Annotated in this window: 16 protein-coding genes; 3 read left to right on the top strand and 13 right to left on the bottom strand. The window is 73.6% G+C overall.

The window, feature by feature from the left end; translation table 11 throughout:
• Window positions 1-83: 83 nt before the first annotated feature.
• Complete coding sequence (locus ACYP53_RS13565; protein WP_459647501.1) at window positions 84-593, bottom strand: Imm63 family immunity protein; 510 nt, start codon at window positions 591-593, stop codon at window positions 84-86.
• A gap of 77 nt (window positions 594-670) precedes the next feature.
• Between ACYP53_RS13565 and ACYP53_RS13560 the strand changes: the two genes are divergently transcribed.
• Complete coding sequence (locus ACYP53_RS13560; protein WP_189919242.1) at window positions 671-1,063, top strand: PadR family transcriptional regulator; 393 nt, start codon at window positions 671-673, stop codon at window positions 1,061-1,063.
• Window positions 1,060-1,662 (top strand): HAAS signaling domain-containing protein, encoded by a 603-nt coding sequence (locus ACYP53_RS13555; RefSeq protein WP_459647500.1) that lies wholly within the window; start codon window positions 1,060-1,062, stop codon window positions 1,660-1,662. The genes ACYP53_RS13560 and ACYP53_RS13555 overlap by 4 nt, the downstream gene beginning before the upstream one ends.
• A 236-nt stretch (window positions 1,663-1,898) precedes the next feature.
• Here the strand turns inward: ACYP53_RS13555 and ACYP53_RS13550 are convergent, their stop codons facing one another.
• Window positions 1,899-2,192 (bottom strand): hypothetical protein, encoded by a 294-nt coding sequence (locus tag ACYP53_RS13550; protein ID WP_229928798.1) that lies wholly within the window; start codon window positions 2,190-2,192, stop codon window positions 1,899-1,901.
• 26 nt (window positions 2,193-2,218) lie between these two features.
• Entirely contained in the window at window positions 2,219-2,962 is a 744-nt protein-coding gene (locus tag ACYP53_RS13545; RefSeq protein WP_459647499.1) for a DUF6193 family natural product biosynthesis protein, read from the bottom strand.
• Between the two features lie 192 nt (window positions 2,963-3,154).
• Between ACYP53_RS13545 and ACYP53_RS13540 the strand changes: the two genes are divergently transcribed.
• Window positions 3,155-3,547: a hypothetical protein gene (locus ACYP53_RS13540; RefSeq protein WP_189919237.1), complete on the top strand. Its 393-nt coding sequence runs from the start codon at window positions 3,155-3,157 to the stop codon at window positions 3,545-3,547.
• 73 nt (window positions 3,548-3,620) lie between these two features.
• On the opposite strand, the gene ACYP53_RS13535 is transcribed toward ACYP53_RS13540, so the two are convergent.
• From ACYP53_RS13535 to ACYP53_RS13490, 10 genes are all read right to left on the bottom strand, one after another.
• On the bottom strand, window positions 3,621-4,100 hold the full coding sequence (locus ACYP53_RS13535; RefSeq protein ID WP_189919235.1) for a hypothetical protein: 480 nt from the start codon (window positions 4,098-4,100) through the stop codon (window positions 3,621-3,623).
• Window positions 4,101-4,138: 38 nt separating this feature from the next.
• Complete coding sequence (locus ACYP53_RS13530) at window positions 4,139-4,726, bottom strand: hypothetical protein (protein WP_189919233.1); 588 nt, start codon at window positions 4,724-4,726, stop codon at window positions 4,139-4,141.
• A gap of 134 nt (window positions 4,727-4,860) precedes the next feature.
• A complete protein-coding gene (locus ACYP53_RS13525) occupies window positions 4,861-5,643 on the bottom strand; it encodes an ABC transporter permease (protein ID WP_459647498.1) in 783 nt (260 codons plus the stop codon).
• Window positions 5,640-6,566: an ATP-binding cassette domain-containing protein gene (locus ACYP53_RS13520; RefSeq protein WP_189919229.1), complete on the bottom strand. Its 927-nt coding sequence runs from the start codon at window positions 6,564-6,566 to the stop codon at window positions 5,640-5,642. The genes ACYP53_RS13525 and ACYP53_RS13520 overlap by 4 nt, the downstream gene beginning before the upstream one ends.
• A complete protein-coding gene (locus ACYP53_RS13515) occupies window positions 6,566-7,405 on the bottom strand; it encodes a DUF4097 family beta strand repeat-containing protein (RefSeq protein WP_459647497.1) in 840 nt (279 codons plus the stop codon). Before ACYP53_RS13515 ends, ACYP53_RS13520 begins: the two co-directional genes overlap by 1 nt.
• A gap of 130 nt (window positions 7,406-7,535) precedes the next feature.
• Complete coding sequence (locus ACYP53_RS13510) at window positions 7,536-8,126, bottom strand: toxin-antitoxin system HicB family antitoxin (RefSeq protein WP_189919220.1); 591 nt, start codon at window positions 8,124-8,126, stop codon at window positions 7,536-7,538.
• Window positions 8,127-8,293: 167 nt separating this feature from the next.
• Complete coding sequence (locus ACYP53_RS13505) at window positions 8,294-9,451, bottom strand: adenosine deaminase (RefSeq protein WP_459647496.1); 1,158 nt, start codon at window positions 9,449-9,451, stop codon at window positions 8,294-8,296.
• Window positions 9,452-9,466: 15 nt separating this feature from the next.
• Window positions 9,467-10,762: a DUF445 domain-containing protein gene (locus tag ACYP53_RS13500; protein WP_229928797.1), complete on the bottom strand. Its 1,296-nt coding sequence runs from the start codon at window positions 10,760-10,762 to the stop codon at window positions 9,467-9,469.
• 140 nt (window positions 10,763-10,902) lie between these two features.
• Window positions 10,903-12,204, bottom strand: a complete 1,302-nt coding sequence (locus ACYP53_RS13495) for a nucleotide sugar dehydrogenase (protein ID WP_459647495.1) — start codon at window positions 12,202-12,204, stop codon at window positions 10,903-10,905.
• Window positions 12,201-13,445 carry a glycosyltransferase family 2 protein gene (locus ACYP53_RS13490; protein WP_459647494.1) on the bottom strand — a complete coding sequence of 415 codons (1,245 nt, stop codon included), beginning with the start codon at window positions 13,443-13,445 and terminating at the stop codon, window positions 12,201-12,203. The genes ACYP53_RS13495 and ACYP53_RS13490 overlap by 4 nt, the downstream gene beginning before the upstream one ends.
• Window positions 13,446-13,580 lie beyond the last annotated feature (135 nt).

The following is a 13,580-nucleotide window of genomic DNA, read 5'->3' as shown; positions in this document are numbered from 1 at the left end:
GGGCGGGCCGTTCGTCGAACGGCCCGCCCGGCCCACCGAGACGTGCCCGCACCGGCGTCAGCTGCGGCAGGCCACCGAATCCGTCAACCGCCCGACCGGCGCCACGCGGTGGACCACCTGCCCGGGGGGCGGGTGAGCGGGTCGCCCGTCCCGTCCGGCCAGGTGAGGGGGTGGGCGTCCACGTCCTCCAGTCGAACTCCCGGGCACTGGACGGGGATGCCCGCGCGGAACCGCTCGGCCCATGCGGGGTCGAGGCGGCGGAGCAGGTCGACCTGCTTGGCCAGCCAGCCGATTCGGCTGTCCCGGCCTTCGGGGAACCGGTGCCGCTGCCCCAGCTCCCAGCGCGTGGCCATCGAGCGGGTGGCATTGAGGGCGACCCAGTGCAGGGCCTCGTCGAGGTCGCCGGTGCTCCGGTGCTGGAGCACCTGGCCCCGCTCCTCCACGACCCAGTGGATGACCCCGTCCTGAACGAAGAGGTAGGGGTGGGCGCCGTCCTGGTGGCTGAACGCGGCCAGATCGCCCGTCGTCACGCCGTCGAGCTTGGCGGCCATGGACCGCACGGCGGCCTGCAGCCTCTTCATCGTTATCGTCACATAGACGATTATCGCCCGCGACTCTCCCCGCGCAAGGTCCATCGCACTACCTTGCTCCACCTGCTACCTTGTGATGCATGGTACCTGGCATCGCAAACCCCGACGGCCCCGGCGAGGCCTCCACCGAGCCCTCCGACGGGCCGGTGGCGACCCAGCTGCGCAAGGGCGTACTGGAGTACTGCGTGCTGGCACTGCTCCGGGACGGCCCTCGGTACGGGGTCGAACTGCTCCAGGAACTCGGCCGCTTCCCGATGCTCGCCACCAGCCAGGGCACGATCTACCCGCTGCTGTCCCGGCTGCGCCGCGCCGGACTCGCCGACACCTTCCTGCGGGACTCGGCCAGCGGACCGTCCCGCCGCTACTACACGCTCACCGACGCCGGCCGCGAGGCACTGCGGGAGTTCACCGCACTGTGGCCCGCCTTCCGCGAAACCGTCGACCACGTCCTCGCCCCGGGAGAGAACCCGTGAACAACCCCACCGAGCACCCCCTGGTCCGCGCCCACCTCGACGCGGTCGACCGCTACACCGCCCCGCTGCCCGACGAGCGCCGCCGCGAACTCCTCGCCGACCTGCGCGAACACGTCGAGGTCTCGCTCGCCGACCACGACCCGGCCGACGAGGCCGCCGTCCGACGCGTACTGGAGCAGCTGGGCAGCCCCCGGCGGATCGCCGACGCCGCGCTCGCCGAGGACGGCCTCACCCGGCCCGAACCCGAGGGCTCCGGCCGCACCAACCTGACCCTGCTGTTCGCCGTCCTCCCGTACCCGCTGCTGCTCGTCCCGGCCGTCGGGCCCGCGCTCGCCCTGGCGGCCGCCGTCATCGCCGCCACCCGGGTCGCCAGGTCCCAGGTGTGGACGCGCCGGCAGAAGAAGCAGGCGGCCGCCCTCCTGCTCGCCCCCGTCCTGACCACCCCGCTGGCCGCCGCCCTCTTCGCCGCCACCCCGCCCGGGCTGACCCCGGTCAACCTGCTCGCCGCCTGCGCGGTGGGCTTCAGCCCGGTCCTGGTCGCGGCGGCACTGCTGTCCCGCTCCGCCGCCCGCCTCCGCGGCGCCGCCACCACGGCCTGACCCTGGGGCCCGGCTTCGAACCCCGTCGTCCGCCCGCCAGGCGCGGGCGGGGCGGCGTTGGGGTGCGCGCATCACAAGGCGAAGGATGGGGGCACCTCCCGACCGCCAGGCTGGGGGACATCGGCGACCGACGGCAACGCCGCGAGGCGCGCTTGTGCCCCGGGGCTACCTCCCGGCCGAAAGCCGGGGAAGCGTCGGCCCGCAGGCGGAGGGTCGAAGACGCGCCCCTGGGGCCGTCAGCGTCGGCGCCTGAACTCCGCCAGCCACTCCCGTACCTGCGCCTCATCGTGCAGGTACGGACCCCCCGGCCCGTCCGGCCCGTCCGGCCCGGCCGGCAGGTCGATGCCGTGCAGCAGGTCCAGCGCCCACAGGGACAGCTCGTCCCACCACAGTTCGTCGTCGTGGAGCCACCGGCCGGCCCAGCGGTCGGCCGCGTCCCGGCTCACCCGGCCGTCCGCCACGGCGGCGAACCACCACTCGATCTCCTCCGGGCCCGGCTGCCCGGCCCCCTCCGCAGGGTCGCCGTTCACAGGGCCGCCGTACGAGGAACCGCCGTTCACAGGTCGTCGGGCCCGGCGACGGCCGGACCGAGGTCCGCGGGGACGTGCGCCGCAGCGAGGGCTGCCGCCTCTTCCGCCGTCCCGGCCTCGCCGATCAGGTACTCGTCGCGCCAGTCCTCCCCGCCCTGGAAGGCGAGGTTGCGCTGCACGCGGTACGGGCGGGTGGCGTCGCCCGGGATGACGACGACCGCCGGCGGATGCCCGTTGCCGAGGCCGGCCCGGAAGCCGACCCGCCACATGCTGGAGAACGGGAACAGCTGCCGCAGCCTCGGCTCGGCCCGCGTCGCCTCCACCAGCGCCCCGAACTCCGGGAACTCGGGCGCCTCCGCCGCCTGCTCCCCGAGCCGGCGCCAGGCCACCTCGACCGCGTCGGCCGGGCCGCGCTCGGCCGCCCGCGCGAACTCGCCGGACGCCAGCCACGGCAGCAGCTCGCCCAGCTCCCCCAGGCTCTTCCCGCTGCCCCAGGCCACGCCCGCCCGGACGACGTCCCCGAGGTCCGTGGTGCCGCCCGCGACCATCTCGATCCCCCGGCTCCAGCCGGTGACACCGAACCAGCGCCGCTCGGCACCGATGTGGACGGTGAGCGGCTTGCGCCCGTCGGCCGAGGCGGCGATGCCCGCCGTCACGTCCGAGTGCCCCGGCACCACCGTGATGTCCAGGGCCAGCTCGGCGGCCGTCCGCTCCAGCAGGGCACCCAGGCTTCCGGCGGCGACGAGGTCGGGGTAGAGATCGGCATCCATCCGGCCAGTATGGCGATACGACTTCCCCACTCCGAGAAAACGGCTTGATCGCATCGTTCCCGAACTCCCCGAGCGGAACGCGGTTTTCCGTCGCGGACCACCGGGGTAGTGGCCGAGGCGTTCGCACCCGTACGGATGACAAATCCGCTGCGGCCACTACTCCCTGACATTGTTTCAGCGAAAGGAACCCGCATGGACAGGCTCCTCCGGAACGCCCTCGCGATCGTCGTGACCGCCGGTGCCCTCGGCGCCGCCGCAGCACCCGCCGCCCTCGCCGCCGAACAGCCGGTGGCCGGGGTGCAGGCACAGGTCCGCAACCCCAAGACGGTCAAGGCCGACGCCTACAACCAGGCCCGCAGCATCCTCGCCAACGCGGGCAGCCAGACCGCGGCCAAGTCACACCCGATCCACGGAAAGAACGACGTCCCGGTCTCCTACGGCACCGGCCTGCTCGCCTCCGCCCGGGACGAATTCCGGACCGCGGACAAGAACCTGCCCGCGGGCCAGAAGAAGTCCGACATGTCGATCCCGCACTACAACGCCATCCACAACGCGGCGAAGGTCATGGGCATCGACCGCTGGTGACAGCCAGACGGGCCCCGGCCCCGGCCCCGGCCCCGACCCCGACCCCCGCGTGGCGGCTCCGTCGCGCGGGGGCCTACCCCTCCTGGAAGCGGAAACCCAGGGCGTGGACGAGGTCGAGCACCAAGCTCTCGGCGACCGGATCGGTGTCACGCTCCAGCACGGCGCGCACCTCGGCCTCGTCCGGCCGCAGCCCCGCGGCCTCGGCCCACCCGGTCGCGCGGGGCGCGACCTCCCCGGGCTCGCCGATCCACTTCTCGGGGACCTCGTAGTCCAGCGCCATGTCCGCGGGGAAGGCACAGTGCCAGCTCCGGCCGCCGGGGACGAACGCCCGCGCGAACACGACGTCGCTGTCGAGGACCTGGAACACGAGCGCCGGAGCCCCGGTCTCCGCCGCGAGTTCGACACCCGCCTCGACCGGCCCGGCCGTCTGCAGGATCCGCCAGTCACCGTCCTCGGCCTGCCACAGCGGCTGCGCCGCCTCCGCCCGCACCACCGACAGTTCGGCCAACGACCGCGGGGAGCGCGCCACCACGAAAGATCCGGAGAAACCCATGACCGGTGACGCTAGCGCCACCCACCGACAGGCGCCCCCTACCGCCGGGTGACCTCGGGCTCGCCCAGCCGGCCGTCGTCGCTGACGGTGTAGACCCTGGTCTCGTGCTCCGCCGTCACCGTGATCCGGCCCGGCCCGGACCACTCGGCCTTACGGAAGCCGTCGCCCTCGTTCCAGGTGCCCAGGTCCCAGTGGCGGGCCGTCCAGCCGCTGCCGGTCAGCAGCTCGACCCGGTAGATAGGGTCGATGGAGAAGGCGACGTCGGTGATGGTCAGGACGTGGTCGGGGCGGCTCGGGTCGGGTTTGCGGTCGACCAGCCGGCCGTCGTCACCGAAGAGGAACATCAGGCCCCCGATCCCCGCCGCGGCCACGATCAGCGGCGACAGGACGGCGGCACAGCCGAGCTGCGCCCACCTGGTCCGGAACTCGAACTGGACCACCATCGAGACCACCAGGAGCACCACCGCGGCCCCGAGCAGCAGCACCGGGTGGTTCAGCCAGCGTGCGACCTCCACCAGCCCGCCCGAGTGGGAGGCCTGGTAGCCCGGGAGGTACGTCAGGAACGCCACCAGCGCGGCGCCCCTGAACCACCACTCGATCCGTCTGTGCCACGCGGCGGCCGCCATGTACTCCCCCTGGGTGAACTTTTGCCCGGACTTTACTACGGGCACGCCCAGGGGTCCGACGTCGAAGACAGGCCCATTGGCCCGGGCGACGGTGGTTCCGTCGCCCGGGCCGCCGTCCACCGGCCGTACCCCCGTCACCGCCGGTGGAAGACGCTCCGCGACCAGAAGTAGCCGAGCAGCGTCAGCCCGGTGCACCAGGCGAGGGCGCTCCAGGCGCTGGTGCCGATCTCGGTGCCCATCAACAGGCCGCGCAGGGTCTCGATGATGGGTGTGAAGGGCTGGTACTCGGCGAACCAGCGCAGGACCGTCGGCATGGAGTCCGGCGGGACGATGGCGCTGCCGAGGAAGGGCAGGAAGGTCAGCGGCAGCGGCGTGTTGCTGGCGCTCTCCGGGGTCTTGGACACCAGCCCGATGCCCGCCGATATCCAGGTCAGCGCGAGCGTGACGAACATCAGCAGCCCGGCCGCCGCCAGCCACTCCACCGGCCCGGCGTTGGACCGGAAGCCCATCGCGAAGGCCGCACCCGTCACCATCACCAGCGCGATCACCGTCTGGATCACACTGCCGACCACGTGCCCGGCGAGGAACGCTGACCGCGATATCGACATCGTCCGGAAGCGGTTGACGATGCCCTCGGTCATGTCGACGCAGACCCCGACCGCCGTGGCCACCGCGCCCGAGGTCGCCGTCATCAGGACGATGCCCGGCGTGACGTAGTCGATGTAGCTGCCGCCGCCGATCCCCGCGCCCAGCGCTCCGCCGAAGGCGTAGTTGAACAGCGCCAGCATCATCACCGGCATCACCACGACCGAGAAGGTCATCGCCGGGTACCGCTGCGCGCGCTTGAGGTTGCGCCGCAGCATGGTCAGCGAGTCGCTGACCACGTAGCTCGTCGTCGCGCTCGTCGTCGCGCTCATCGCGCACCCTCCCCTGTCAGCGTGAGGAACACGTCGTCCAGATCGGCCGTCTCCACGACCAGCGACTCGGCCCGTACGGAGGCGTTGTCGAGCGCGTCCAGCACGGCCTTCACCGTGAGGACGGAGTTGTCCCCGGGGATGTCCAGCCGCAGTGCCTCCGTGTCGGCGGCGGCGTAGTCGAACAGCCCGGCGGCGGCGCCCAGTTGGGCGGCGTCGGCGAACTGGAGCCGGATCCGGCCGCCGGGGACGATCCGCTTCAGCTCCTCGGCGGTGCCTTCGGCGACGATCCGGCCGCCGTCCAGGACGGCTATCCGGTCGGCGAGTTCGTCGGCCTCGTCCAGGTACTGGGTGGTGAGGAAGATCGTCACCCCGTGGTCGGCGACCAGGCCCCGGATGATCTCCCACATGGTGCGCCGGCTGCGCGGGTCCAGACCGGTGGTCGGCTCGTCGAGGAAGATCACCTTCGGGTCTCCGACCAGCGTCATCGCCAGGTCGAGCTTGCGCCGCATGCCGCCGGAGAAGGTGCTGACGGGCTTGCGCGCGGCCTCGGTGAGGTCGAAGCGGCGCAGCAGCTCCTCGGCCCGCCTCCGCCCCTCCCGACGGCGGAGGTGGTTGAGGTCGGCCATCAGCATCAGGTTCTCTTCGGCGGTGAGCAGGTTGTCCACGGCCGAGAACTGGCCGGTCACCCCGATCGCCTTGCGCACCCCGTCGGGCTCGCGGTCCACGTCGTGCCCGGCCACCCGGGCCGTGCCGCCGTCCGCCGGGATCAGGGTGGAGAGGATCTGCACGGTGGTGGTCTTGCCCGCGCCGTTCGGCCCGAGCAGGGCGAACACGCTGCCGGCCGGGATCTGCAGGTCGATGCCCCTGAGCACCGCCTTGTCCCCGTAGGACTTGGTGAGCCCGGTGGTCGAGATCGCGGTCATCAGGCCCTCCGGACGATGATGTTGCCGACCTGGGTGCTGGCGCGGACCTCGACGGTCTCCCGGGCGTCGCCCGGGCCCTCCGTCTCGCCGAGGGAGTTGCGGACGCCGCCGAACTTGCTGTGCACGTCGAGCCAGGCCGCCGTGCCCTCGGCGACGCCGATCTCCACGTCCCCGACGCTGGTGTGCAGGCTGACCTTGCCCCGGACGACCCGGCCGACCCGGAGGTGGCCGTTCGCCGACTTGGCGTCCACGCCCGCCCCGGCGAGGCCGACGTGGATCCGGCCGTTGGAGGCGTTGGCGGTGAGCTCGCCGTGCACCTCGTCGATCTCGGTGTCCCCGTTGCTGTTCTTGACCGTCAGCGCGCCGCCGACGGTGCCGATCTCGATCCGGCCGGAGCCGGACGCCTCGGCGCCCCCGGTGACGGCGCCGACCCGGATGTCCCCCATGTCGGTCTTGAGCCGGGCGCTGTCGGCCCGGTCGACCTGGATCCGGCCCATGGAGGTCTTCAGCCGGCAGTCGCCGAGCAGGCCCTCGGTGACGAAGTCCGCCATCGGGGAGTCGGCGTGCACGTCGGAGCCGGCCGGCAGCTCGACCAGGACCTCGATCGAGCCCTTCTTGCTGGAGAACACGGTGCGCTGCTTGGGGCCCTTGAGGGTGAGCCGACCGCCGGAGAAGTCGACCTGGGTCAGCTCGGCGGCCTTGACGTCCGCCTCCCGGGCGGCGTTGGCGGGCCGGACCTCGACCACCGCGTCGGCGCGCTTGCCGGCGGTGATCCACAACGAGCCGATCTCGAACTCGAAGGTGGCGGAGATCGGTCCGTCGGTCTCGTACGTAGGCATGGGTGTCCCGTCCTCTTGGCTCGTGTGGGTGTTCCCGCTGGTCGGAGCGGGGGTGACGTCGAAGGGGTGCGAGGGGTGCGAAGGCTGTGGAGGGGTGTGGAAGGGTGCGGAAGCTACGGGCTCGTCGGTGTCAGTGGACCCAGCCGGTGAACCCCTGGCCGCCGACGGTGCGCGTGGTGCGGGTGCCGAGCCCGGCGGCCGGCCGGGCGGACGGCTGGCCACCCTCCAGCGCACCCGCGACAGCCCGGACCAGCCAGGCGTTGAGGGAGAGGCCCTCCTGTCCGGCGGCCTCCTCCGCCCTGGCCTTGAGGTTCGCGGGCAGGCGCAGGTTGATCCGGGCGGTGCCGCTCTCGTCGGACTCCGACACCGGCGGCACCACCGGCGGCACCACGAGCGGCGCGGATGGCGCCATCGGAACCACCGGCGGCATCATCGGCGGCACCACGATCGGCGCGTCGCCGTGGAAAGCGTCGGTGCCGGGCGGCGCCGTCACCACGAACTCCGGATCGAGCCCGCGCAGTCGCACGTCGACCGACCCGGGGGCGAGGTCGCGGGTGACCTCGCCCATGGCGGCCGAGAGCGCGTTGAGCAGGGTGAGCCGCACGGCCGACTCCAGCGGGAGCGTCAGCCGGTCGGCCAGTGCGCGGGCTTCGTCGCCGCCCGCGGCGGCCGCCACCGCGAGCTCGTTCCGGAGGTTTTCGACGTACGGCGTGAGGTCCATGGCTTCAGCATGGCACAGCGATGGTGCCATGTCGAGGCCTTTCTGGCACCACAGTGGCACCATCACCCGAACGGAGGTGCCATCGAACGCGAACCGCCCCGCCGACCGAGGTCGACGGGGCGGTGCACCGGGGGCGCGGGGCGCCGGCCCGGGGAGGGAACGAGGGGTCAGCGCCGCCAGCCCGCCAGGTGGGCGTCGATCTCGGCGACCAGCCGCTTCTTGCCCGCCGGGTCCAGGAAGGAGGCCTCGACCGCGTTGCGGGCCAGCGCCGCCACCCCGGCCTCGTCCAGCTCCAGCAGCCGCGCCGCCACCGCGTACTCGGTGTTGAGGTCGGTGCCGAACATCGGCGGGTCGTCGCTGTTGACCGTCACCAGCAGGCCCGCGTCCACCATCCGCTTGATCGGGTGGTCCTCGATCCGCTCGACGGCCCGGGTGGCGATGTTGGAGGTCGGGCAGACCTCCAGCGGGATCCGGTGCTCACCGAGGTGGTCGAGCAGCGCCGGGTCCTTGACCGCCTGGGTGCCGTGCCCGATGCGCTCGGCGCCAAGCACCCGGATCGCGTCCCAGACCGTCTCCGGCCCGGTGGTCTCGCCCGCGTGCGGGACGCTGCGCAGGCCGGCCGCCCGCGCCCGGTCGAAGTACGGCTTGAACTGCGGGCGCGGCACGCCGATCTCCGGGCCGCCCAGGCCGAAGCTGACCAGGCCCTCGGGGCCCAGCTCGGTGGCCAGCCGGGCGGTCACCTCGGCCGACTCCAGACCGGCCTCGCCCGGGATGTCGAAGCACCAGCGCAGCACGACGCCGAGCTCCTTCTCGGCGCGCAGCCGGGCGTCCTCGATGGCCTCCATGAAGGCGACCTCGGGGATGCCCCGCTTGACCGAGGAGTACGGGGTGATGGTCAGCTCGGCGTACCGGATGTTCTGGCGCGCCATGTCCTCGGCCACGCCGTAGGTGAGAGCCCGGACGTCCTCGGCGTCCCGGACCAGGTCCACGACGCTCAGGTAGACCTCGATGAAGTGCGCGAAGTCGGTGAAGGTGAAGTACTCGGCGAGCGCCGCCGGGTCGGTCGGCACCTTGGAGTTCCCGGCGTGCCGGGCGGCCAGTTCGGCGACGACGCGCGGCGAGGCCGAGCCGACGTGGTGGACGTGCAGCTCCGCCTTGGGCATCGCGGCGATGAACGCCTCGATGCCGGCGCCGCCGCCGCTGGCACCGGTGTCACCGGCGCTTCCGGTGGGGTTTCCGATCCGACTTCCGTCCGGCTGGACCACGGCGGTGCCCTTCTTCCTTCTCCGCGCTTCTACGCGCGTTCCGACAGTGCTGGCAAGCATAGGCCCGGGCCCGGCTCATCCGCCGAGCGCGACCGCCGCGGTGTGGATCAGGAGTCCGGCCAGGGCGCCGACCACGGTGCCGTTGATCCGGATGAACTGCAGGTCGCGGCCGACGTTGGCCTCGATCTTGCGGGAGGCCTCGTCGGCGTCCCAGCCGGCCACCGTGTCGGAGATCAGCGAGGTGATCTCGGTCCGGTAGGTGTCGACCAGGTACTGCGCGGCGTCCTGCAGCCAGCCGTCCACCTTGGCCTGCAGCTTGGCGTCGGTGGCCAGGCGCTCGCCGAAGCGGCGCACGCCCTCGCGGATGCGCCGGCGCAGCTCGCTGTCCTCGTCCTCGGCCGCGCCCATCACCAGGGTGCGCACGGCCGCCCAGGTGGAGTTGATCAGGTCCTGCACCTCGGGGCGGGCCAGCAGTTCGCCCTTGGCCCGCTCGACCCGGGCGATGGTCTCCGGGTCGGTCTGCAGCTCGGCCGCGAAGTCGACCAGGAAGTTGTCGATAGCACCGCGGGCCGGGTGGTCGGGATCGTCCCGGATGTCGGTGACGAAGCGCAGCAGCTCCTTGTAGACCCGCTCGCCGACCTGGTGGTCGAGGAACTTGGGCGTCCAGCCCGGGGTCTTCTGGGTGACCTTGCGCACCACGTCCTCGTGGTTCTCGGTCAGCCAGTCGTGCGCCCGGACGGCGACCAGGTCCACCACGCCGTGGTGCCCGCCGTCGGCGACCACCTTGCCGAGCATCCGGCCCATCGGCTCGGCCACCGAGGTGGCGGCCGCCCGCCGGGTCACCGCCTCGGCGACGACCGCCCGCACGTCGTCGTCGCGCAGCACGGCGAGCAGGCCGCGCAGCGCCGCCGAGGCCTCCTTGGTGACCCGTTCGGCGCTGCCCGGCGCGGCCAGCCACTCCCCCAGCCGGCGGCCGATGCCGAGCCCCGCGAGGCGTTCGCGCACCACGTGGCCGGCCAGGAAGTTCTCGCCGACGAAGTCGCCGAGCGAGCGGCCGAAGGCGTCCTTCTTGGTCGGGATGATCGCGGTGTGCGGGATCGGCAGGCCGAAGGGGCGGCGGAACAGCGCGGTCACCGCGAACCAGTCGGCCAGCGCGCCGACCATGCCCGCCTCGGCCGCGGCCGCCACGTACCCGGCCCAGGCGCCGGCACCGGCCGCCTTCGCCCAGGTGGACAGGGCGAAGACCAGGGTCGCGAAGGCCAGCAGGCCGGTCGCGATGGACTTCATCCGGCGGACGCCACGGCTCTTCCGCTCGTCGGCCGCGGTGAACCGGACCCCGGGGCCGGTCCCGTTGAAGGCTTCGTCACTCACCCCGCCAGTCTGCCCGGTGCCCGGCGCATCCGGGGGCGTGCCCCGCGATCACACGCCCTCGGTCCGCGATCCGCTCCCCGGGCAGGCCACCGCACGCCCTCTCTCACGCCCCGCCCGAGGGCACCACATCCCCGGCGGCGTCACGCCCCGCCCAGCACGATCCGCCGCACCCCCTCGACCGCCCACCGCGCCGGATCCGTGCACCGGCGCCCGTCCAGCAGCACCCGCACCCCCGGCAGGTCCTCCGGCGTCAGATCCCGGTACTCCGGGTGGTCCGCCTGCAGCACCGCCGCCACCACCGGCTCCCCGGCCCACGGCGGCAGTCCGAGCGCCGTCAGCTCGCGGCCCCCGTACAGCGGGTCGGCGACGTACGGCCGCGCCCCCGCCGCGGCCAGCTCCGCCGCCAGCGGGAACACCCCGGAGTACGCCGTCTCCTTGACCCCGCCCCGGTAGGCCGCGCCGAGCACCAGCACGCCCTGCCCGGCGATCCCGCCCGGCACCGCGCCGGCCAGCACGCCCACCGCGTAGCCGGGCACCGCCAGGTTGGCCTCCCGGGCGGCCCGGACGACCGTCGCCGCCGGGTCGTTCCACAGGTACAGCCGCGGGTAGACCGGGATGCAGTGCCCGCCGACCGCGATGCCCGGCCGGTGCAGGTGGCTGTACGGCTGCGAGTTGCAGGCGTCGGCGATCTCCGCGAAGTCCACCCCGACCCGGTCCGCGTACCGGGCGAACTGGTTGGCCAGCGCGATGTTGACGTCCCGGTAGGTGGTCTCGGCGAGCTTGCTGAACTCCGCCGCCTCCACCGAGGCCAGCTCCCACACCCCGTTGGGCCGGGCCAGGTCGGGGCGCGGGTCGAAGTCCAGCACCGCCCGGTAGAACTCGGCACCGCGCCGGGTGGAGGCCGCGTCGACCCCGCCGACCAGCTTGGGGTAGCGCCGCAGGTCGGCGAAGACCCGGCCGGTGCGCACCCGTTCGGGGCTGAACACCAGCGCGAAGTCCGCCCCGGCGGCGAGGCCCGAGCCGGCCGCCAGCCGGGGTGCCCAGCGGTCCCGGGTGGTGCCGACCGGCAGGGTGGTCTCGTAGCTGACCAGGGTGCCCCGGCGCAGTCCGGCCGCGACGGCGTCGGTGGCGGCGTCGAGCAGGGCGAAGTCCGGGGTGCCGTCGGCGGCGGTGACCAGCGGGACGACCAGCACGACGGCCTCGCAGGCGGCGACGGCGGCCGTGGTGTCGGTGGTGGCCCGCAGCCGGCCCTCGGCGACCACCCGCTTGAGCGCCTCGTCCAAACCCTCCTCCCGGGGGAACGGCGGTACGCCCCGGTTGACGCTCGCCACCACCCGGGGGGCGATGTCCGCGCCGGTCACCCGGTGGCCCTTCAGCGCGAACTGCACCGCCAGCGGCAGGCCCAGCTTGCCCAGCCCGACCACGCACACGTCGAGGCTCATCCCCGCCCTCCGTTCACCGAGTTGGCCAGCCGGCGCCAGGCCGGGTGGCGGCGCAGCCCGCGCCGCACCTGCGCCGGCACGGCGCCGCGCCACAGGTGCTGGGCGAGGTTGAGCGGCGGTACCGGGTCGAGCGGCGGGACGGCCCCGGCCGCCGGCTCCTCGCGCAGCAGGAACAGCCCGTCGGGCAGCCCGAGCCCCCGGTCCCGGAACGCCGGGAAGCCCGCGTAGTGCCGCCGCCCGTCCACCACCTCCGGCGGCTCGCCGTGCGCGGCCTCGTAGCGGATCTGGTCGCGCAGCGCCTCCGGCCGTACGGCGGCGGCGAGTTCGAGCCGTACCCGGGCGGACACCGGCAGCCGGTGGTACACCTCGCGGGCGCCGAACCGCTCGACCAGCCGGGCGGTTTGGGCGCAGACCCGCCGCTGTGTCGCGTCGTCCAGCAGCAGGAAGCCGTCCTGCAGCAGGCGCGGCACGTCCCAGGCGAAGGAGCGGGCCCGCAGGGCGTCCAACTCCTCTCCGGGCGCCGCGAGTTCTGCGGCGACCTGCTGGAGCGCGGCGATCCCGCGCAGCCGGTCCAGCACCCCGGCCCGCTCGGTGACGTTGCCCCGGTCCTCGCGCAGCACCAGGAAGTAGCAGTCGTAGTCGGCGAGGACGGACACCCTCCCCGCCCGCAGGCAGGCCTCCAGGGTGAACGGCTGGTCCGAGAAGACCTTCAAGGTCTCGTCGCGGCGCAAGCCGTGGCGCCGGACGAGGTCGAGCCGGAACAGCTTGGTGTCGGCCAGCGCCCAGGCCAGCGCGGAGTCGGCGAAGCCCACGGACTCGGCGTTCGCGTGGAAGATCCCCTGCGGCACCAGCCGTCCGTTCACCCCGACCTGCTTGGGCACCACCACGTCCGAGCCCCAGGCGTCGGCGGCCGCGACCAGCCGCTCCAGCGCCTCCGGGCCGAGCCAGTCGTCCGCGCCGAGGAACAGCGCGTAGCGGCCGCGGGCCAGCTCCAGACCGCGGTTGGTCGGGCCCGCCGGGCCACCCGAGTTGGACTGGTGCACCACCCGGAACAGCCCGGGGTGGCGGGCCGCGTACTCGTCCAGCAGCTCCCCGCCGCCGTCCGTGGAGCCGTCGTCCACGGCCACCACCTCCAGCCGCCCCGGCGCCAGGGACTGCCCGACCAGCGAGTCCAGGCAGGCGGTGAGGTACGGCATGGTGTTGTAGACCGCGACCACCACGGTCACATCGGGTACGGTCACGGGCGGCGGGCCTCCGGTCCTGGTCTGGGTGCGTGACGACCGGTCAACTCGGCGCGAAAGGCCGGGGTCACGACCCTCACCCGCACCGGCGACGGGGAACAGAACACGCTCCCGGCCGCCGTACGCGTGCACGCA

This window comes from Kitasatospora sp. Ki12 (genome assembly GCF_054601375.1).
This window is presented reverse-complemented; position numbering and strand designations above follow the sequence as displayed.